General features: G+C 51.7%; 16 protein-coding genes. 12 read left to right on the top strand and 4 right to left on the bottom strand.

The window, feature by feature from the left end; all coding sequences use genetic code 11:
- Nucleotides 1–155 precede the first annotated feature (155 nt).
- The 3 genes from PJDR2_RS32155 (at nt 156) to PJDR2_RS26450 (ending at nt 3,380) form a co-directional block, all read left to right on the top strand.
- Nucleotides 156–1,628, top strand: a complete 1,473-nt coding sequence (locus PJDR2_RS32155) for a PAS domain-containing sensor histidine kinase (RefSeq protein WP_015846815.1) — start codon at nt 156–158, stop codon at nt 1,626–1,628.
- Between the two features lie 168 nt (nt 1,629–1,796).
- On the top strand, nt 1,797–2,633 hold the full coding sequence (locus PJDR2_RS26455; RefSeq protein WP_015846814.1) for an SPL family radical SAM protein: 837 nt from the start codon (nt 1,797–1,799) through the stop codon (nt 2,631–2,633).
- A gap of 87 nt (nt 2,634–2,720) precedes the next feature.
- Nucleotides 2,721–3,380 carry an SGNH/GDSL hydrolase family protein gene (locus tag PJDR2_RS26450; protein ID WP_015846813.1) on the top strand — a complete coding sequence of 220 codons (660 nt, stop codon included), beginning with the start codon at nt 2,721–2,723 and terminating at the stop codon, nt 3,378–3,380.
- A gap of 85 nt (nt 3,381–3,465) precedes the next feature.
- Here the strand turns inward: PJDR2_RS26450 and PJDR2_RS26445 are convergent, their stop codons facing one another.
- From PJDR2_RS26445 to PJDR2_RS26435, 3 genes are all read right to left on the bottom strand, one after another.
- Nucleotides 3,466–5,850, bottom strand: coding sequence for an MMPL family transporter (locus tag PJDR2_RS26445; RefSeq protein WP_015846812.1), 2,385 nt, complete (start codon nt 5,848–5,850; stop codon nt 3,466–3,468).
- Between the two features lie 36 nt (nt 5,851–5,886).
- Nucleotides 5,887–6,525, bottom strand: coding sequence for a TetR/AcrR family transcriptional regulator (locus PJDR2_RS26440; protein ID WP_015846811.1), 639 nt, complete (start codon nt 6,523–6,525; stop codon nt 5,887–5,889).
- Between the two features lie 1,334 nt (nt 6,526–7,859).
- The gene (locus PJDR2_RS26435; RefSeq protein ID WP_015846810.1) at nt 7,860–8,663 is read right to left on the bottom strand and encodes an alpha/beta hydrolase; all 804 of its coding nucleotides are present in this window, start codon (nt 8,661–8,663) and stop codon (nt 7,860–7,862) included.
- A gap of 372 nt (nt 8,664–9,035) precedes the next feature.
- On the opposite strand from PJDR2_RS26435, the gene PJDR2_RS26430 reads away from it, so the two are divergent.
- From PJDR2_RS26430 to PJDR2_RS26410, 5 genes are all read left to right on the top strand, one after another.
- Nucleotides 9,036–9,995, top strand: coding sequence for an ABC transporter permease (locus tag PJDR2_RS26430; protein ID WP_015846809.1), 960 nt, complete (start codon nt 9,036–9,038; stop codon nt 9,993–9,995).
- Nucleotides 9,996–10,006: 11 nt separating this feature from the next.
- Complete coding sequence (locus PJDR2_RS26425) at nt 10,007–10,888, top strand: carbohydrate ABC transporter permease (protein WP_015846808.1); 882 nt, start codon at nt 10,007–10,009, stop codon at nt 10,886–10,888.
- A gap of 75 nt (nt 10,889–10,963) precedes the next feature.
- On the top strand, nt 10,964–12,583 hold the full coding sequence (locus tag PJDR2_RS26420; protein WP_015846807.1) for an extracellular solute-binding protein: 1,620 nt from the start codon (nt 10,964–10,966) through the stop codon (nt 12,581–12,583).
- 18 nt (nt 12,584–12,601) lie between these two features.
- A complete protein-coding gene (locus PJDR2_RS26415) occupies nt 12,602–14,842 on the top strand; it encodes a helix-turn-helix domain-containing protein (RefSeq protein WP_015846806.1) in 2,241 nt (746 codons plus the stop codon).
- Nucleotides 14,843–15,038: 196 nt separating this feature from the next.
- Complete coding sequence (locus PJDR2_RS26410) at nt 15,039–16,730, top strand: alpha-L-rhamnosidase C-terminal domain-containing protein (RefSeq protein WP_015846805.1); 1,692 nt, start codon at nt 15,039–15,041, stop codon at nt 16,728–16,730.
- 105 nt (nt 16,731–16,835) lie between these two features.
- On the opposite strand, the gene PJDR2_RS26405 is transcribed toward PJDR2_RS26410, so the two are convergent.
- Nucleotides 16,836–17,087, bottom strand: a complete 252-nt coding sequence (locus PJDR2_RS26405; protein WP_015846804.1) for an IS1182 family transposase — start codon at nt 17,085–17,087, stop codon at nt 16,836–16,838.
- A 364-nt stretch (nt 17,088–17,451) separates the two neighbouring features.
- Between PJDR2_RS26405 and PJDR2_RS26400 the strand changes: the two genes are divergently transcribed.
- The 4 genes from PJDR2_RS26400 to pflA all read left to right on the top strand — a co-directional run bounded on the left by PJDR2_RS26400 (nt 17,452) and on the right by pflA (nt 21,742).
- Nucleotides 17,452–18,003 (top strand): hemerythrin domain-containing protein, encoded by a 552-nt coding sequence (locus PJDR2_RS26400; protein ID WP_015846803.1) that lies wholly within the window; start codon nt 17,452–17,454, stop codon nt 18,001–18,003.
- A gap of 20 nt (nt 18,004–18,023) precedes the next feature.
- On the top strand, nt 18,024–18,596 hold the full coding sequence (gene mobA / locus PJDR2_RS26395; protein ID WP_015846802.1) for a molybdenum cofactor guanylyltransferase: 573 nt from the start codon (nt 18,024–18,026) through the stop codon (nt 18,594–18,596).
- A gap of 97 nt (nt 18,597–18,693) precedes the next feature.
- On the top strand, nt 18,694–20,964 hold the full coding sequence (pflB, locus tag PJDR2_RS26390) for a formate C-acetyltransferase (RefSeq protein ID WP_015846801.1): 2,271 nt from the start codon (nt 18,694–18,696) through the stop codon (nt 20,962–20,964).
- A gap of 43 nt (nt 20,965–21,007) precedes the next feature.
- A complete protein-coding gene (pflA, locus tag PJDR2_RS26385) occupies nt 21,008–21,742 on the top strand; it encodes a pyruvate formate-lyase-activating protein (protein WP_015846800.1) in 735 nt (244 codons plus the stop codon).
- Nucleotides 21,743–21,767: the final 25 nt, after the last annotated feature.

Raw genomic sequence — 21,767 nt, 5'->3', positions numbered from 1 at the left:
AACAAGGGGCGCGGCATTGCTGCGGTCCTTTTTTTGTGTGTTGCGTGAGGTGGACAATTTGTGAATTCTTAAGTAATTTTGTTTCCCGCTATTCGGATTTAACATAAGGAGTGTATAATCACTACTAGAAAAAGACAGGAATGTAGGTGGATACCATGCTGTCACTAAGAGATCACTTTAAACACGAGCTGTTCGTGAATCAAAATAGTGAACTGACACAATTTTTGTTAAACCGGATTTTGAATATGAGATCGGAATTCGTCTGCATCACGACTTTCCATGACGGCGAATTTATTTACGCCAACGATTCCGTTGTTCAAAGATTGGGCTATAGTGACGACGAGCTGTTCAAGCTGAATGTTTTCGATCTAGGGATATGGACGAATGCAGAGGAGCGGGATAACGTCATGTCGGCTCTGATGAATAGCGGACTGATCCAGGATTTAGAGATAGAAGTCAGAGACAAGCAGAATGATATCGTAACCTGCGTGCTGAATCTGGAGCTGATCAACATCTTGGCGAAGCCGTGTATTCTGATTGCGGGCAGAGACATCTCGATTGTGAAAGCCCTCGAGAAAAATAAATACGATGAAATGAAAGAGGAGCTTCTGCAGACGGTTCGTTCGGTGAACGGCTTTGTGATTCAAATGAAGAAGAGAGAAGACGGCGAGCTTTATTACGTCCTGGCCGAAGGGAAAATCGCGGAGGAGCTTGGTTATACAACGGCTAACAGCTATGGCAAAACCGTCAGAGAAATATTCCCTTTCCTCTACAAGACGGAGGGGCAATACTATGATCGGATTCTCCAGGGGGAAACGATCAGCTTTGAAACCGAGCTGCATGGAAGAAGCTTATACAAGACCTTAATCCCGTACTATAAAAAGGGCCGCGTTACAGGAATTATCGCAACGGCCGTAGATATTTCCGAGCGAAAAAACATTGAAAAGATGCTGCGCTTGTCGGAAATGAATGCGGCGCTTGGCGAATTGGCTGTTGGCGTGGCGCATGAGATTAGAAATCCGCTGACGGGCATAAGGGGATTTGTACAACTTTTAGGCGAAACACTGAAGAGGTATGGCATTGAGAAAGAGCAGCGTTATGTCGACCTCATCCAGACGGAGCTCTCCCGGATTAACGACCTGGTAAGCGAAATGCTATGGCTCCGCAAGCCTAAAGAGAGCAGTATGGAAACCATCGATATGTTGAAGCTGGTAAACGATATTCTTCCCCTCATCCAAGTGGACACGAATATGAACAATATCCAGATGGACACTTACGGGGTTGTTGCCGGCAGGTCGATTAAAGCCAATGTCGCTCTCTTGAAGCAGGTCATTCTGAATTTATGCAAGAACAGCATAGAAGCAATGGAATCGGGAGGCAGGCTGGTCCTTGGGCTGCGGGAAGCGGATCATACCGTTACTTTGTTTGTTCAGGATTCTGGGCCGGGAATTCCGCCTGACGTAATGGACAAGCTGTTTACGCCGTTTTTCACGACCAAACAGTCCGGAAATGGCTTAGGGCTGTTTATCTCCAAGCAGATTATTGTTGAAATGGGCGGGGAGCTGACGATACAGACGGGCCTACCAGGAACGGTCGTGTCCGTTACTTTTCCGGTGGAGATGGAATAATACTGAATAAGATAAAGAAAGAGTATTTGATCATGCAGGATCAAGTGCTCTTTTTTTAATGATAAGAGTTTATCACCTGGATTCCAATTATTGGGGGGAATTGATTAATAGTTGAAGTTTACGTATAATATAGGAACAAACGTTCCTGTGTAATGAGAGGGGATTGCCATGGCTGTCGAAATCAGAGATATCGTATCCAAGAGTATTCTAAGCGAAGCAAAGGGTTACTTGGATATCGGCTTTACCCATTCCCTAAATCCATATAGCGGGTGTTCGTTTGCCTGCAAATATTGCTATGTGAGAGAAATGCCGATCCAGAAGTTCAAGCAGATTCCATGGGGAGAATGGGTGGACATTAAGACAAATGCCGCGGACATTTACCGGAATGAAGTGAATAAGCTGCGCCGGAAAAATAAGCCGATAAATATTTTTATGTCCTCGGCAACGGATCCTTATCAGCCGATCGAGCGGGAAGCGGGGATTACCAGGCGGATTTTGCGGGAAATGCTGGAGGCTCCTCCCGATCTGATTCAGATTCAGACGCGCAGTCCGCTTATAAGGAAGGACCTCGACCTTATCGTGTTGCTCAAGGACAAATGCGAGGTTCTTGTATCGATGACGGTAGAGACGGACCGCGAGGATATGAAGCGGCTGTTTGCCCCCTACGCACCGGGAATTAAGCTGCGGCTGAAGGCTCTGAAAGAGTTGCATGATGCCGGAATTACGACACAGGCTGCGATTTCTCCGGTGCTGCCGTTTACGCCGGATTTTCCAAAGGTACTGAAAGGTATAGCAGACCGGATCTGGATCGATACGCTTTCTATCGGGGATGGCTCCATGGGGAGAAGGTCCAAGCGTTTAGGCATGCCTCAGCTGTTTGAGGACCATGATCTGACGGACTGGTACCGGAGCGATATTCATTCCAGGGTCGAGACGTACTTTCGGTCTTTCTATCCGGGCGAGATGATCCATGTCTCGAAGAGCGAAGCTTTCCCGCTGAATTAAGCAACAAATTAATAGCCCTTTCCGTATTTTTGTTACCACAATAGAATGTATAATGAAAACAGAAATTCGAAGAGGGGGCCATTATTAATGTTGTTGGGGAAAAATTCGAAGCTGGTCATGATCGGAGACTCGATTACGGATTGCGAACGGGCTAGACCTAGGGGAGAAGGGCTGTTTGGAGCAATCGGGAAAGGGTATGTTTCGCTGGTCGATTCGTTGCTGACCGCAGCCTATCCGGAGTTAGGCATTCGCGTGGTAAACATGGGGACAAGCGGCAATAACGTCCGGGATTTGACGGATCGCTGGGAGACGGATGTTCTGGATCTTCAGCCGGATTGGCTGTCTATTATGATTGGCACGAACGATGTATGGAGGCAATATGATTTGCCCGCTCAGACCGAGCAGCATGTCTACATAGACGAATACGAAGAGAAGCTGGAGACTTTGGTGGAGCGTACCAGGCCAACGGTGCAGGGACTTGTGCTGATGACTCCGTTCTATCTGGAGCCGAATGAAGCGGATCCGATGCGCAGAACGATGGATCAATACGGTCAGGTTGTCCAAAAGCTAGCATCCAAGTATGATGCTCGATTCGTGGATACGCAGGCGGCGTTTAACAAGGTTCTAGGGTCTATTTATCCGGCAACTCTAGCCTGGGACCGGGTTCATCCCAATATGTCGGGTCATGCCGTGCTTGCCCGGGCTTTTCTGCAAGCGATTGAATACGATTACAACCGCGGGTTATAGTCTTATACAACTCAAGCGTCTATACGATGATTACGGTGAAATAAAAAGGACCACTGCTGGCAGTGGTCCTTTCTTTGTCGTTCTTTTAATGCGCCCGGCTTGGTTTAGCCTTTTTTAATTCTTTATGGCCATTCGGATTCGACGATTTGTTAAGCTCCGCAATCAGCTTGTCGCCTTCAACGTCCAGGTTTGGAAGAATGCGGTCCAGCCACTTCGGCATGCCCCATGCTTTGTCGCCAAACACCGCCATAATAGCCGGAACAAGCGCCATGCGGACGAAGAATGCGTCAATAAGAATACCGATGGTGAGAGCAAAGCCGATTTGCTTCAGCATAATATCTTCGGTCAGAATGAACCCGGCGAAGACGGATACCATGATAACGGCTGCCGCCACAACGACGCGGCTTGCCTGCTGATAGCCTTCAACCACGCTGGAGCTTCCTTTGTGGCCGTGGACGTAAGCTTCGCGCATGGAGCTGACAAGGAAGACTTGATAGTCCATCGCAAGGCCGTACAGGATACCGGACACCATAATCGGCATAAAGCTGAGAAGCGGGCCGCCGGTATCGAAGCCGAACAGATCATGCAGCCAGCCCCATTGGAATACTGCCGTTGTAATCCCGAAGGTAGCGAGGATACTAAGCAGGAAGCCGATAGTTGCTTTCACCGGAACGATAATGGACCGGAATACGAGCAGCAGAATGATCAGCGACAAGATCAGAATGATGCCGATATAGAGCGGGAATACCTCAGCCAGCTTTGCCGACATATCGATGTTAATCGCGGTGAAGCCGGTAACGCCTAGCGTCACTTTGTTGGATTGAGAGATGCTTGAGTTGTGATCGCGCAAATCCTGGACGAGATCGTTTGTTGCTTTGTCTGTCGGACCCGATTTCGGAATAACGCTGATAATGCCAATGTCTCCGGTTTGATTGATGCCCATTGGATTAACGAGTGCGACATCTTCATGCTGCTGGATGTCTTGCACAAGCTTGCCTAATACTTCAGGGGTAATCTTTTCGCCTGAGCTTGCAGGCTCCGCGACCAGAAGCAGCGGTGAATTATAGCCTTCGCCGAAGCCGGCAGAGATCGCATCGTAGCTCTGTCTAGTTGGCGTATCCAGGTTAGCCGTATCCCCGGAAGGCATGCCCAATTTCATTTGGGCTGCAGGGATAGCGGCTGCACCCAGGATAACGATTACGCCAACAATCACGAGCCAGCGGCGTCGTACAACTCCGTTCGCCCAGCGGTGTGCCGTGCCTTGACGGGAAACACCAGCTTGTTCGTTGTTTTTCTTCCGTGCTTTCTCGGAGACGATACGTTCGCCAACCAGACCAAGCAATGCTGGAAGCAAGGTCAGGGCTACAAGGACGTTAATGAAAACACTTGCCGCAGCGACAAGCGCCATAGCGGTCAGGAAGTCGATATTCATAACAACCATGCCGCATAACGCGATAATAACGGTTAACCCGGCGAAAAATACCGCGCTGCCCGCAGTACCAACCGCTCTGCTTGCCGCTTCGCGCGCGCTTAAGCCCTGATCCAGGATCATGCGGCGCTGGCGGTTAACGATAAACAAGGAGTAGTCGATTCCGACTGCGAGGCCAACCATCATGGCAAGCGCAGGCGTGATATCGGTCATCGGAATAAATTTGGAGAGGGAATAAGCGCCCCCAACGCTGATACCTACACCAAGCAATGCGGTTACGAGCGGAAGACCGGCCGCAACAACAGAACCAAGCGTTATAAACAGAACAACGGCGGCAACAACAATACCGATGCCTTCGGTAGCGCCGATGGCCGGCTTGCCTACAAGCGTGTCGCTTGGCAAGGCTTTGATTCCCAGGTTCGCTTGCTCAACGTCGGTAACCGAAGCAACGACGTTGTCGATAACCTCTTGTGGCAGCGACATTTGCTGAACGGTGAATTGGAATTGGAACAAAGCGACATTGCCGTCGGCGGAAATCATAACGCCGGGTACCGGATTGCCGTCAACGATCAGCGGTCCGTACGATGGCTGATCAGTGGATGCAGCCGTCTGGTTCGACTCCGCCGCGCCTTGTTCAGCATTGCCGGCAGTTGCGGCGTCTCCAGCTTGCGCAGTGCTATCTTCGGCTGTCGCGCTGGATGCCTGAGCCATTTTAGCTGGATTAATGACATATTCAATGCTGTATACATCGTTAATAGCTTTCGTAACCGCTGCTATACGATCGGGCGTATCCAGCCGTTCGCCTTTCGGCGCGGTAAATACAACGCTTGCTTGCCCGCCGGAAGCTTCAGGCAGTTCTTTTGCCAGCTGATCCAGCACCTTTTGCGCTTCCGTGCCTTTGATCTTCATCTCGGAGCTGGTGTGAATGCCGTTAATGCCGATCAGGGCGCCAACAACGCCAAGAATGGCAATCCAAGCAATGATAAAATGCCAAGGCTTGTTATAAGCGGTTTTGCCTATTTTGTACAGGAAAGTCGACATAACAGTGTGGTTCTCCTTTTATATAGGGAATATGATCTAAAAACCGTTTTTCAAATAACCAAACATGTTGTCTAAATATTGATCGAGCGGGATAGAGTCCGGCGACTCTTCGCTTGATTGACCGGGGAACCGGATGTTGCTGTTGCCATATAGCATCGGAAGCGCGGCGCCGTAAGAAGCGCCAACGAGCAGCTGTATATAGCCCTTTGCATAGTTGTCTTCGAACAGATCAAGCAGCAATTGCTCGGCAAGACCTTGATGGCTATGAAGAGCGCTGAGAATGTAAGGCTCCAGGGTAGGGTGCTGTTTGGACAGCTTCACGAGCTCGCGCGTTTTTTTGAACAGGCCTGCGGTAAGCTCCATCCGGACCAAATGCTCCATAACCTCAAGCGGAGTGGAGTTCTCCGTCAAGTTCTCAATGAGCTGTTGAACCTCATCCACGTTGTTGAAGGCGGAAGCCCCCATAACAACCGCTTCTTCCTTGCAGGAAAAATGATTCGCAAACGTTCTTCTCGAATACCCCGCGCGCTGCACAACATCTTCCACTACAAAACTGTCCATCCCGCGTTCCATCGCGAGATCAAATGCCGCCTCCGCAAGCGCATTAGCCGTTGCTTCTCTTTTGACATCACGCAAGCTTTGCTTGTTCATCGTAGATCGGCCGCGTGCCTTCACCTCTCCTCGTTCGTTGCCCAATGAGCAACAATTGTATAACTATATTATTGCCCAATGGGCAATAATGCACAACGGGCAGAGTTTGACGTTTTTGTGGCAGAAGCTGCTGCAAGAGGCAAAAGGCTTGCTAATGAAAAGCCTGCTAATTTGCTGCTCGGTGCCCCGCACATCCGCGGGTATGAGCTACAGCAGGCAAAAAGCCTGCTATTGAGCAATCTGTTGCCCCGCTCATCCGCGGACATGAGCTGTAGCAGGCAAAAAGTCTGCTGCAGCGCCGCCAGCCACTCCACGCATCTGAAGAATTTAGCAGTAATACGGAAATTTCCTCTTAATTGGTCATCCACCAGCAAGCGTGCCTACCAACATGGGCTGTAACACGGAAATTTCCTCTTAATTGGTCATCCACCAGCGAGCGTGCCTACCAACATGAGCTGTAACACGGAAATTTCCTCTTAATTGGTCATCCACCAAAGAGCGTGCCTACCAACTTGAGCTGTAGCGCGGAAATTTCCTCTTAATTGGTCATCCACCAGCAAGCGTACCTACCAACTTGAGCTGTAGCGCGGAAATTTCCTCTTAATTGGTCACCCACCAGCGAGCGTGCCTACCAACTTGAGCTGTAGCGCGGAAATTTCATCTTAATTAGTCATCCACCAGCAAGCGTGCCTACTAACATGGGCTGTAACACGGAAATTTCCTCTTAATTGGTCATCCACCAGCAAGCGTACCTACCAACTTGAGCTGTAGCGCGGAAATTTCCTCTTAATTAGTCATCCACCAGCAAGCGTACCTACCAACTTGAGCTGTAACACGGAAATTTCCTCTTAATTGGTCATCCACCAGCAAGCGTACCTACCAACTTGAGCTGTAGTGCGAAAATTTCCTCTTAATTGGTCATCCACCAGCAAGCGTGCCTACTAACATGGGCTGTAACACGGAAATTTCCTCTTAATTAGTCATCCACCAGCAAGCGTGCCTACCAACATGGGCTGTAACACGGAAATTTCCTCTTAATTGGTCATCCACCAGCAAGCGTACCTACCAACTTGAGCTGTAGCGCGGAAATTTCCTCTTAATTGGTCATCCACCAGCAAGCGTGCCTACCAACATGGGCTGTAACACGGAAATTTCCTCTTAATTAGTCATCCACCAGCAAGCGTGCCTACCAACATGGGCTGTAACACGGAAATTTCCTCTTAATTGGTCATCCACCAGCGAGCGTGCCTACCAACTTGAGCTGTAGCGCGAAAATTTCCTCTTATTCCAGCTCTGTTCCTGTATTGAAAGAAAAAGAACGACCTGGGAATTCCCTGGCCGTTCTTTTCAAATCGATGTTACTCCAAACCAAGCCCGATCGAGTCCAGCCATTCGATACATAAGCCGAACCAGTGGGCGCAATGCGGATTCGGCGTATTTACTTCTTCGTTGCACAGGGACAGGCCGTGCTCACCTTTATTGAAGATATGCAACTCGAACGGTACCTGATGCTTGCGCAAAGCGCTTATAAAGAGCAGCGCATTCTCTACGGTTACCGCCGGATCATCCTCCGTATGCCAGAGGAAGGTTGGGGGAGTCTCGCTCGTTACGCGTTTCTCCAGCGAGTAGAAGCCCGAGATCTCGTCGTCTTCCCGAGAGCCGCTGATGTTATAGAATGATTCGCGATGCGCGAATTCACCGGACGTAATAACCGGGTAGCCCAGAATCAGCGCATTAGGTTTCAGAATATCTCCCGCGTAGTTCAAGCGATCCATAAGCGCAGACTCATTCCACATCGTACCGGTGGAAGCCGCCAGATGTCCGCCTGCCGAGAAGCCGCAGACCGCGATTTTATCCTCGGCAATATGCCATTTATCCGCATGCTCTCTTAGAATCCGAATCGACTCCAAAGCTTCCGCCATTGGCTGCATATTACGCGCATCCTCCATGCAGGAGTAGCGCAATACCGCCGCATGGTAGCCGGCGTTGTAGAAGGCAATCGCTACCGGCTCGGCCTCCCGTTCGGAGCAGAACCGGTACGCTCCTCCGGGCGTGACCAGAACAATAGGCCGTGCCTTTTCTCTCAGTTCCACAATGTCGTGCAGATATAGCGTCAATGTTGCCCTGCTGCTGATCTCAAGTTTAATCGTCTCCAGCTTCATAGCTCATTCTGTCCTCCTCGAACGGATCTTGAATCGATAACAACTCTTCCCAAGTTTAGCGTAAAATCAGCCGGGCTTCTCGCTCGATTTTGTGTTGTTTGGTAGAGCTGCGCAGATTTTGTCCTGCGGGGAATGAGCTGTTTTCCGTCTATGAACCGGTTTCCGAGCTCTTCACTCCAAGATGCCGCAAACCCAGTCCCGGCAAGGGATTCGGAATTCGGATAATAGCCGGAAAAGAGTCTATTGTGCCTTAACTCACCGTCCTCGTATAGTGTGGTTAGCCGGCCTGGACCGTAACGCTAGCTAATCAGGTAACAGGCCACTCAACACTCGGCACAACATTACAACACAACATAGAGAGAAGGGATGCACATGGATCGGAGCTTGGCACCAACGCAATCGCCCGGCACGCCAAAGCCAGCGATCAAACGCCGGCAGGCAACAGGAGTATGGAAGGACTACCAGCTGTATCTGCTGCTTATACTTCCAATCGCTTATTTCATTCTTTTCAAGTATGTCCCGATGTACGGCGCCGCGATCGCGTTTCAGGACTACAGCATTTTTAAAGGCGTGACGGGCAGCCCTTGGATTGGCTTCGAAAACTTCCAGGAGCTGTTCAAGATGAGCCAGTTCTACGATGTCGTTCGCAATACGCTGCTGCTGAACTTTCTGGATCTCGTATTCTCGTTTCCGGCACCGATCCTGCTCGCCCTTCTCCTTAACGAGCTGCGGGCAGTCTGGTTTAAGAAGACTGCGCAAACGCTTCTGTATCTTCCTCATTTTATTTCTTGGATTATTATAGGCGGTCTGGTGTATCAAATGTTCTCCAACAAAGGCGGCCTAGTTAACAACGTAGTCACTTCGCTTGGTTTTGACGCGATTCCGTTCCTGACGGAGAAAAACCACTGGCTGATGGTGTACCTCGGTACCGGCATCTGGCAAAGCGCTGGCTGGGGAACGATCATTTATTTGGCGGCTCTGACGGGCATTAACCGGGATTTGTATGAAGCAGCAGACGTTGACGGCGCGGGTCGGCTCAAAAAAATGTGGCATATTACGCTGCCGGGCATCCGTCCTACGATTGTCGTTATGCTGATCATGCAGCTTGGCCATATCATGACGATTGGTTTTGAACGTCCGTTCGTCATGGGTAACACACTTGTTATGGATTATGCAGAGGTCATCAGTACGTTCGTGTACAAAGCGGGTCTGCAGTCCGCGCAATTCTCGCTTGCGACCGCAATGGGCTTATTCCAGGCGCTAGTTGGGCTTATCTTCGTTATCGTATCGAATACAATCGCCAAGAAATTCGGAGAGCAAGGAATATGGTAGGAGGCACCAGCATGATAAACGAAGCGAAGTTAAAAAGAATCCGAGTATCGGATATCGTCATTATGATCATCGTTGGAGCGGCAATGCTTATTTGTCTCATACCGTTCCTTCATATTATCGCGGTATCGCTTAGCGCAAAGCAGGAGATTATCTCCGACCGGGTAACGATCTTTCCGAGGGGATGGGATTGGGAGTCTTACCGGATCGTGTTCCAGGATGCCCGAATGCTAAAATCCATGGGATTAACGATTATTTTGACCACGGTTTTTACGGCCGTCAGCATGATCATGAGTATATGCGCGGCATACCCTCTCACCAAGACGCAATTAAAAGGGCGATCCGTCTTTATGATGATCATCGTCTTTACGATGTTTTTCAGCGGGGGCTTGATTCCGGAATACCTGCTTGTTAAGCAGCTTGGCCTATTGGACAATATGTTTTCGCTTATCCTGCCGGGTATGATCAGCGCGTTTAACCTGATTATTCTACGATCTTTCTTCACCAGCATCCCTGCAAGCCTGGAAGAATCGGCTTATTTGGACGGCAGCTCGCATATTGGCACCTTGCTCCGGATTGTGCTTCCGCTGTCGCTTCCGGTGCTAGCCACGCTTAGCTTGTTTTATGCCGTATCCCGCTGGAACGGCTTTATGGATGCTCTTTTTTATATCAGCAACTCCGAGATGTACCCAATCCAGCTGAAGCTGTATCAAGTCGTCATGAACAGTATGGTCACGGACCTTACCGCACAGGAGGGCGCAGCTGCATCCGAGGTTGTACCGGAAGGGCTTAAAGCGGCAAGCATTATGTTCGCGACGCTTCCTATTCTTGTGGTCTATCCTTGGCTGCAGCGGTACTTCGTATCCGGCGTTATGATCGGGGCTGTAAAAGGATAATTTTTGGTTAATCTCTCTGCCAGGCAGAGGTGATAACATAGAGCAAGGCACCTTATTCGAAAAGGGGATTCGTACATGCAAGCAAAACAAAAAAAATGGTTTGTAACATCGGCAGCGGTTGTGCTGCTGGCAAGCGCACTGTCGGCATGCGGAAATTCGAATGACAATTCATCCAATTCTTCGGGATCAACGTCGCCGGAGAGCACAGCGAACACAAAGAAAGATAAAGTGACGCTGAAGATTGAAGTGTTCGACCGCGGCAATGCGCCGGCTGGCGCCGGCCCCGTTACGGATAACTTTTGGACGCAATGGATTCAGAAGAACTTCGGCGATCCGAACAATATCAAGCTGGAATTTGTTCCGGTTCCCCGGAACCAGGAAGTCGACAAGCTCAACGTGCTAATGGCGACGGGCGATGCGCCGGACCTTGTGTTTACTTACGATATGAATACGATTTACAATTACGTGAAGGACGGCGGCTTGACCGACCTTACCTCTCTAATCGGAAACGCGCCAAACCTGAAGAAGTTTCTCGGCGATGATGTATTGAATTACGGGGTGTTTAACGGCAAGCAATATACGATACCGGCAAAAAGACCGCTGCAGTTCACCCAATCTACTTACATCCGCAAGGATTGGCTGGACAAACTAGGCCTGCCCGCTCCATCGACAACGGAACAATTCTACGAAACGATGAAAGCGTTTAAGGAGAAGGATCCAGGCCAAACGGGCGGAAAAGTCATTCCATACGATTTCAGCGCGATCGACAGCACGGCGATCACGACGCCGTTTGTACTCGTTAACTCTTTCGTGAAAAAGATGGCGGAAGAAGAATTCTATTCCCTGACCACATCCAGCTACATTCCGGAAATAACGAAGCCGGGCTACAAGGAAGGCATGCAATATTTGAATAAATTTTATCAGGAAGGTCTCATCAATCCGGATTTCGCCCTGGATAAAGACGGCAAGCAATTCGAGAGCGACGTAGCAAACGGTTATGTTGGCGCGTTTACGGCACTTGCTGCGCATACGAATCTGATGGCACCGGGCAAAGTGTTCGATACGCTGAAGCAGAACGTGCCGGGCGCCGAATATATCGCGATTGATCCGTTTACGGATGCGGAAGGCAAAACGCCTAAATCAATCTATGATCCGATCGGCATGCACATCATGGTTCCGAAGACGAGCAAGCATGCGGCGGAAGCGATCAAATATTTGGACTGGATGGCGCAGTCGGACGTTTTGTTCACGCTGCAAAACGGTATCGAAGGCCAGCACTATTCGCTGGAGAACGGATTCCCGAAAGCCATTGCAACAGACGATGCGAAGAAAACCTTCTATAACAACAGCGATATCGCCATTATCGCTAACGGTAAAGATTTCGGCTCCGTCGACAAGGATATCGAAGCGACTGCCTACCAGTTCCCGGGCTATGAAGAAATCGCGAAGCAATCGATTCAAAACGCGCTTAAAGACGGTTATACCATGCCTCGTTTCGACCGTCCGATTGAAGCCGAAATTAAATACGGCACAACCCTGAAAGCGAAAGCTTATGAGATTGTGGTGAAAAGCATTCTGGCGAAGCCGGATCAATTCAACAAAATCTTCGATGACGGTGTTGCCGAATACATGAAGCTTGGCGGTCAGGCGATTCAAGACGAGCGCCGCGCGGCTTACCGGGAAATGAAGAAGTAAAGGAAGGAAGGCGAAGGTATGAAAATAAACAACAACTACATTATGCGGATGCTTTTTTCATACCTTCCCATTCTTTTTATTACGATCAGCGTGCTGATCTTTATTTTCTTTTCGATTATTAATCAGTTCAACGTCAGGAACGCCATTCAAGCGAATAAATTGACGGCCGAATACGTTACGAACATGGTCGACAGCTCGCTAAAAAATATATCGATTGATGCACAGAAAATGATTGAGACTGGCGGAAGCCTGGACCGGTTTCTTGAGGAGCCTGCGGACCGGGCGCTTAATTACGAGGTATCGAATGAACTCAGCAGCCTTATGGTGCGTTACGGCCTCATCGATTCCGTTTACCTGTACAGGGTCAAGGACGGCAAGGTACTCGACCAGAGCACGATTCGGCCGCTTGATCAATTCCCGGACCGCGGCTTTGTGCAAAGCTCGCTTGATCTGGCTTATACGGGGGTTTGGTCTTCTCCGCGGATTCGGGAAAGCGTTGCCCAAGGCTCGCCATCTCAATTGCGCGTGACTTCCTTGGGCTTTAAGATCCCCCGCGATTCGGGCAGTCTCGGGTATTTGATGGTTAACGTTAAGATCGCGTCGCTGAACAGCTATATCGGGCAGATGATTGACCATACGATTACGGATGCGCAGCTGTACGATGCCAAGGGGAATTCATTCTTTAACGCGGGACATACGGCGCCGTCCAAAAGCAGGCTTAGTGCCGACGTGGTATCGGACTATACCGGCTGGACGTACCGGATCAGCATCAGAGGCGGGCAGCTGCTCGATTTCCTGTTCCACGGCAGCACGTTGTGGGTTTTGCTCGGATTAAGCGCAATCGTACTGGCGATCGGCTCGATGTTCTATGTCACAAGGCGCAATTATAAGCCGATCGAATCCATTTTGCACCGCATCGAACGATTCTCGTCCATCATAAAAACCTCTGAGCCGAAAGAGAAGGAGAATGAATTTTCCTTTATCGATCAGGCAATCGAACGGCTTATTACGAACAACATGGCCTTCCAGGAGCAGCAGCAGGAGCATTTGGTTATCCGCAGGCAGCAATTTCTGCAAGTGCTGCTGAAGGGGGATTACAAGGAGGACCAAACCGCATGGGAGCAGGAATGGCAGCATTTTGGGCTGTCTGCCGGCCATTTCATGGTCGCGGTTCTGGAGCTTGACCAATACGTGCAATTTGGCTTGAAGTATAGTCCCGGCGATCAGTCGCTCTTCAAGTTTATCGTAAGCAGCGTAGCGGTTGAAACGGCCGAGCAGGGCGGACTGAAAGTAGTCGTCGAATGGATTGCGAAAAACCAGCTCGTTATCCTTCTGATCTCGGAGGAGAGCGGAGCATTGGAGCATCAGCTGCTGCAGCTCTCGGAGCAAATCCGCGCGTGGGTGGAGGGCCATCTCGATTTTACGGTTACCATCGGGATGGGTACTCCGGCTGATGACGAGGCATCGATCGCCCGCTCCTTCGAGGATGCCGAAACGGCGGTCAGCCGCAAGGTTTCGGTTGGCGTAAACCAAATCATTGACGCCGTGGAAGTGAAGGGCAGGCCGGGCGGCGAATGGTTTGATTATCTGGAGATGATCCGGACGGTCGTCCGCCAGCTCCGCATGTCGGAGCCCGAATGGCGGAAAGAGTTCGGGAGATGGTTTAACGAAATGACCGTCCATCATCTTCGCAAGGATGACGTGGACCGGCTCGTGCACTATTTTATTTTCCATTTGGAATACGAGCTCGACGGTGCATTGCCGGAGGTTAAGAAGCCGTGGCTGCAGGAAAGCAAGCCGCGGCTTGCGGCGGCAGCGGAACAGTCGGATACGCTAATGCAGCTTGAGCATGATTTTGCCGCCGCGCTGGTCCAGCTATCGGAGTATATCGAAGAACTCTCCCAGAGCCGGCGCCATAATGCGCTGATGAGAGAGATTCGGGATTATGTGGCCGAGCATTTCATGGATCCGAATCTATCCCTCACGCTTCTTAGCGACCGGTTTCAGATCAGTCCGAAATATTTGAGCCAGCTGTTCAAGGAAAGCATTGGCCTGAACTTCAGCGATTTTCTGATTGGACTTCGGATTGAGCACGCGAAAAGACTGCTGCGCGAATCGGACGTCACCGTGCAGCATATTTCGGAAATGATGGGTTACGCCAACCCGACGTCTTTCATACGGGTATTCAAGAAAACCGTTGGTTTATCCCCCGGCCAATACCGGGAATCGGCAGCGAAAGACCGTTGCGTTGGGGAATAAAAAGAAGAGGGTGCCTCCACTCGGGAGGCGCCCTCTTTCCTCCCCGAAGGAGCAGCCCGGTCTTCCGCCAGGAGGTGTTCGCGCGGAAATCGGATAACCGCCCGGAAAAAAGTCTATTGTCTCCTCCGCGCACGCAGACGTATAGTCGGTTTAAGAAGGTACCACTAAATTCGATCCGGAAGGAGCGTTTAACGCGATGAGCCTAAAAGAACTTCAGGCAAGAGGACTTGCCATTGATCCGCGTACGCGTGCTTATGTGGAACCGGTGCGTCTTGTCTGGAATACCGGTAAGGGGAATACTTCCGATGTGATTAACCCGGAGGGCTTGCTTGCGGGAAACGGCGGCCAAGTGACCAAGGAAGCGCCAAACGCCTGTCTGCTTCGCCATAAGGGAGAGGCGCCTGCTATCTTGCTCGACTTCGGAACCGAGCTGCATGGCGGGATCCGGATTGCCGTGGTTGAAGGGCGTTTCCCGGAGCCGAAGCGAAGCGTGAAGATACGCGTGCGCCTTGGAGAATCGGCCATGGAAGCGATGAGCGAGCTTGGCGGAGCAACCAACGCGACGAATGACCATGTATCCCGCGACAGTATTGTCGACGTTGGTCTGCTTGGCGGCGCCGAGTTCGGGACAACGGGCTTCCGCTTTGCGCGCCTTGATCTGCTGGATGAAGGGGAGATCGAGCTGCAAAGCGTTCAGGCTGTATTTTTGTACCGGGATATCGAATACAAAGGAAGCTTTCGATGCAGCGATCCGCTGCTGGACCGAATTTGGGAGACCGGCGCTTATACCGTTCATCTGAACATGCAGGACTATCTGTGGGATGGCATCAAGCGGGACCGGATGGTGTGGACCGGGGATATGCATCCCGAAGTAGCCACGATTTGCGCCGTATTCGGCGAGCACGAGATTGTCCCGCAAAGCATGGATTTCAAGCGCGACCGGTCTCCGCTGCCGATGTTTATGGACATGCCCACTTATTCGATCTGGTGGCTGCTCGTTCAGCATGACTGGTATATGCAGCATGGGAATGAAGCTTATCTGCTCGAGCAGCGCGATTACATAACAGGCTTGCTTCGTGAGCTGATCGGCAAGGTGGAGCCGGACGGCACGATTAACGTTTACCGCCCATTCCTGGATTGGCCGGCTTCCTCTAATCCGGCTGGCGTAACGGCAGGGGTTCATGCTTTGTTTGTGCTTGGCATGCAGGCGGGAGTCCGGCTTTGCCGGTTATTTGGCGAGGAGGGGACAGCCGGGCTTTGCGAAGAGCTTGAAGGGCGTTTGCGCGAGCGTATTCCGCATCATGCGGACAGCAAGCAGGCAGCGGCCCTGCAGGCGCTTGCCGGACTGATGGATCCGACTGTCGCCAACCGCGAGGTTATAGCGCCTGACGCGCCAAGCGGATACTCCACCTTTTACGGCTATTACATGCTGCGTGCCCGCGCGGAAGCGGGAGATATTGCGGGTAGTCTGGACAGCATCCGGTCCTTCTGGGGCGGCATGCTGGAGCTTGGGGCAACCACGTTCTGGGAGGATTTCGACATCGCTTGGATGGAGGGAGCGGCAAGAATCGACGAGCTGACGCCTCCGGGAAAAATCGATGTGCACGGCAGCTACGGCGGTTACTGCTACAAGGGGTACCGGCACAGTCTCTGTCATGGCTGGGCATCCGGGCCAACGGCCTGGCTGTCCGAATACGTACTGGGCATCCAGGTTGTGGAGCCGGGCTTCCGCAAAGTCCGGATTCGTCCAAACCTGGCTGATCTGGACTGGGCGGAAGGGACCTACCCGACGCCTCGCGGTCTCATTCATGTCCGCCATGAGCGCGGGGCAGACGGACGTATCCGAACGGATATCACCGTTCCGCCAGGCGTAACGTTTGTTGAATAATCGAATGGAAGAAGAGGCCGTCTCAAAAGGGGTTCGCTCGCTAGAGTAACGGCTCGCCTTAGTAAAATAACGAAATAATTTTCATAAAAATAGCGCTGCAGAGAGTTATCCCTGCAGCGCTATTTTTCGTTTTTGCTCCTTTATAGCTTTCTTCAGCAAATTGTGGGCAAGCGAAAGCCACCCGACCTCTAGGCTAACTTTCGGTAAGCCTCGAAGCAGGAACCGGCGGAATCCCCGGTTATTCTTGATTTGGCCAAACACACTTTCTGGTTCGTGCATGCGTCGAACCGACAAGGCATGTCCATCTTCACTCTTTAACTGCTCCCTGGCATGTTGTTTGAGGCGGTGATATTCCATGCTGATGTCCTTAAAGCATTTCATTGACAGGTTAATGGCAAACGGAGCATTTTAATGATTCTGGAGAAGCGTTAGCGGTCGCTTTTGTGAAGGGATTCCAACCTTACCTCGTTGATTCACGGAATCCCTGAGCAATGGCGATTGGAAGAACATTAAAATGCGCAGGCTGCTGTTTAACCCAAACCAAAATAACAAAGGGGGGTGTCCCATTCGTCATATTAATGACGAATGGGACATCCCCTTTTTTATTTGAACGTTCCATGTCCGTCCGGCCAACTGTGATATGCGTCACAGCCGGCTATGACCGGCAGATGGTAGGCTGGGGTATGAACATTTTTAAGGAAGCGGTACGGGAGGGATTGGAATGAGACTGGATCCGTTTAATACAGCGAGGCCAAGCTCCTTTGCAAGGCTGGCGATGAGATTGGAATCGGACCATGAACAAATAAAAGCGATGTGCAGCGCTCTATGCCAGCAAAGCATTCATCATGCTGCGGGGATGAGCAGTTACGTAACGATAGAGGGCTTAATCGGACTTCGGGAAGAAGCGGAGTTGCTTCTGCGCGAGCTGAAGCGGCATTCCGTTTGGGAAGAGGAGGAGCTGTTCCCTATTCTGATGCATTATTCGCACAAGAAGATTGAGCCAACCATTATGCCTTCGTTATGGGTGCTGGAAAAAGACCATGAGCTTGCCGTCCAGTATATTGAATCGTTTGTTCAGGCAAGCAGCAACCTGCTCCATGCTTTGCGGCTGGAGCCGATAAGCGGCGCCGATCTGCAGCGGGAAATGAAGGGAGGCTGCGACTGCCTCACGCAGGGCTGCTTTATACTGACCGCTCATTTCCAGATGGAAGAGGAGCTGCTGTTTCCGCTGGCCGAGGATATTTTGACCGATATGGACTATTTGTTCTCCTGATTGGATAAGGAGGGATTGTTGTGCTGTCCGGTGTGATCTTAGCAGGGGATCTTTATGAAGGAAGAAAAGCAGATAAACGCGCATTCCGCATCGTTGGCGGACAGACGGTTATTGAGCGCCAGATCAAGGAAATGCGGAGCAACTGCGATGACATTACGATCGTGACCAATGAGCCGCGGCTGTTCCTCCGCCATGTAGACCGGGATATCCGCATTATCAGCGATTATTATTCGAACCAGGGCGTATTAAGCGGCATGCATGCCGGCCTTGCTCTCGCCAGGCACCGGGATGTCTGGATTATCGGCTGCCATATGCCTTATCCTTCGGCTGAAGCCGCCGATCTTCTAACTGACGGCAAGCGCGAAGGATACGATGCGGCTATCCCGTGGATTGGCGGCCGAATCTATCCTTTGCATGGCGTATACGACCGGGCCTGCGAGGAGCTGATCCGAGTGCAGCTGGAGCTTGGGCAAGCCGATCTTGCCGGCTTCCTGCGGCAAATCAATTGGTTAAGGCTGAAGGAATCCGAGCTGCGGAGCAACAGGATCGACAACCGCTTTATTCGGACGATTCCGGCTGGAGAGGCGACATAACGATGAACAGGTTTTTGATTCGGATTGTGAGCTAAGTCACAGCCGGAACAACCGGAAAACCGTAACATGGAGACATAGAAAACGGAGGTGCTTGAAGATGGCGATGAAGGAAAACGAAGTCAGAAGAGGGGCGGCCGGCAAAGATGCATGGCGGGGGTTCGCTGACGGAAAATGGAAGAAACAAATTGATGTCAATTCGTTTATCGAGAAAAACCTTACACCGTATGAAGGCGACGAACAGTTCCTCGCATCCGCAACCGAAGACACGAATGCACTTTGGAGGCAGGTCAGCGGCCTGCTCAAGGAAGAACGGGAGCGCGGCGGCGTCCATGATATCGATGTTCATACCGTATCCGCAATCACCTCGCATGCGCCGGGTTATATCGATAAAAGCAAGGAGAAGATCGTTGGCCTGCAGACCGACGCGCCGCTGAAGCGGGCCGTGCAGCCGTTTGGCGGCATTCGAATGGCTGCCGATGCTTGCGAGGCTTACGGCTATGAACTTGATCCCGAGATGCTCCGGGTGTTTACGGATATCCGCAAGACGCATAATCAAGGAGTTTTTGATGCTTATACGACCGATATGCGGGCTGCGAGAAAAGCAGGCATTATCACGGGCTTGCCCGATGCTTACGGCCGCGGCCGCATTATCGGGGATTACCGGCGCGTTGCTCTGTATGGCGTCGACCGGCTGATTCAAGGGAAAAAAGAAGAGCTGCTGCAGCTGGAAGTAGACGCCGTGACGGAGGAGGTTATCCGGCTTCGCGAGGAATTATCCGAGCAGCTTCGGAGTCTTGGCGAGCTGAAGGCAATGGCTGCCGCGTACGGCTCTGACCTCTCCGCTCCTGCGGCAAACGCGCGGGAAGCGGTGCAATGGCTCTATTTTGCCTATCTAGCCGCTATCAAAGAGCAGAACGGAGCGGCAATGAGCCTGGGACGCGTATCCAGCTTTCTCGATATTTATTTCGAGCGGGATTTGAGGGAAGGTACCTTAACGGAACGGGAAGCACAGGAGCTGGTTGACCATTTTGTGATGAAGCTCAGGATCGTGAAGTTCCTGCGTACACCCGACTACAATGAGCTGTTCAGCGGCGACCCGACCTGGGTGACGGAATCGGTTGGCGGCATGGGCTTAGACGGGGCGACGCGGGTTACGCGCAATTCCTTCCGTTTCCTGCATACCCTTTATACGCTTGGACCGGCGCCGGAGCCCAACCTGACCGTCCTGTGGTCGTCAAAGCTGCCCGAGCCCTTCAAGAAATATTGCGCCAAGGTATCGGCGGAGACCAGCTCGATTCAATACGAGAATGATGACCTGATGCGGCCCTTTTTCGGAGACGACTACGGCATTGCCTGCTGCGTATCCGCCATGCGGATCGGCAAGCAAATGCAGTTTTTCGGGGCAAGGGCGAATCTGGCGAAGGCGCTGCTGTACGCGATTAACGGCGGCGTAGACGAGAAGCTTGGCGTACGGATTGGTCCGGCTATCGCGCCTATAACCTCCGAAGTGCTGGATTACGAGGTAGTCAAGCAGAAATTCGGCGTCATTCAGGATTGGCTTGCCAAGCTGTATATGAACACGCTGAACGTCATTCATTACATGCATGATAAATACTGTTACGAACGGCTTGAGATGGCGCTGCATGACCGGGACATTATCCGGACGATGGCCTGCGGCATTGCCGGGCTGTCCGTGGTGGCCGACAGCTTGAGCGCGATCCGGTACGCGAAGGTCCGTCCGGTCAGGAACGAGAAGGGGATAGCGGTCGACTTCGAAATCGAAGGCGAATATCCGCAATACGGCAATAACGACGACCGTGCCGACCAGCTTGCCGTAGAGCTTGCCGAAGGCTTTATGAACCGGCTGCGCCAGCATAAGGCCTACCGAGGCGCGATTCCTACCATGTCCGTCCTGACCATTACTTCCAACGTCGTGTACGGCAAAAAAACCGGCAGCACGCCGGACGGCCGCAAAGCCGGCCAGCCATTCGCTCCTGGCGCGAATCCGATGCACGGCCGTGACCGCAAGGGGGCGCTTGCTTCGCTCGCTTCGGTAGCAAAGATTCCTTATGAGCATAGCCTGGACGGCGTATCGAACACTTTCTCGATTATTCCGAAGGCGCTCGGGAAAGAAGAAACGGCCCGGTTCAGCAACCTGGCTGCCTTGCTTGACGGCTATACGGCAAGCGGCGGGCATCATCTGAACGTAAACGTCTTTAACCGCGAGCAGCTGCTCGACGCGATGGAGCATCCCGAGAATTATCCGCAGCTGACGATCCGGGTATCGGGTTATGCAGTCAACTTTATCAAGCTGACAAGAGAGCAGCAGCTCGATGTGATCAACCGCACCTTCCACGGAGAGATTTAGTCCAGCCAATAAATAATAGGATCAAGAAAGGAGCGCGGCGGGCATGAAAGGACGAATCCATTCGATAGACACCTTTGGCACCGTTGACGGCCCCGGCATCCGGTTTGTCCTGTTCATGCAGGGCTGCGCCCTGCAGTGCCAGTTCTGCCATAACCCGGATACCTGGGATACGGCCGCAGGACGGCAGGTGACGGTGGACGATATTTTGGAGGAGATTGAGCCTTATTTGCCTTACTATCGCGGTTCAGGCGGAGGAATTACGGTGACGGGAGGAGAGCCTACGCTGCAGGCTCCATTTGTCGCTGCTCTGTTCAAGGCCTGCAAAGAGAAATATGGCCTGCACACCGCGCTGGACAGCTCAGGCTTCTGCGACCCCTCCCATGCGTCCGAGCTGATGAACGACACGGATCTTGTCCTGCTTGATTTGAAGCAGATCGATCGAGACAAGCATGAACGGCTGACGTCGCAGCCCAATGACCGGATTTTGCATTTTGCCAAGTGGCTGTCTTCCATATCCAAGCCGGTATGGATCCGCCATGTGCTGATCCCCGGCATAACCGATCACGCGGAGGATTTGCGGTTGCTCGGCCGATTTATCGGCGGGCTGGTCAACGTGGAGAGGCTTGAGCTTCTTCCTTATCACCGGATGGGCGTATACAAATGGCAGACGCTGGGCCGTCCGTATCCGCTGGAGGGTGTTCCCGCTCCAACCGAGCAGGAGGTAACGAGAGCTATGGCCATCATCCAGGCGGAATGCCATCAGGGCATCCAACGGTAAAAATAAGGAAATATCCCCTTCAAGA

Origin of the sequence: Paenibacillus sp. JDR-2 (assembly GCF_000023585.1) — a bacterium.
Taxonomy (GTDB): Bacteria; Bacillota; Bacilli; order Paenibacillales; family Paenibacillaceae; genus Pristimantibacillus.
The sequence above is the reverse complement of the archived record's forward strand: the minus strand, read 5'-3'. Positions and strand labels throughout refer to the sequence as shown.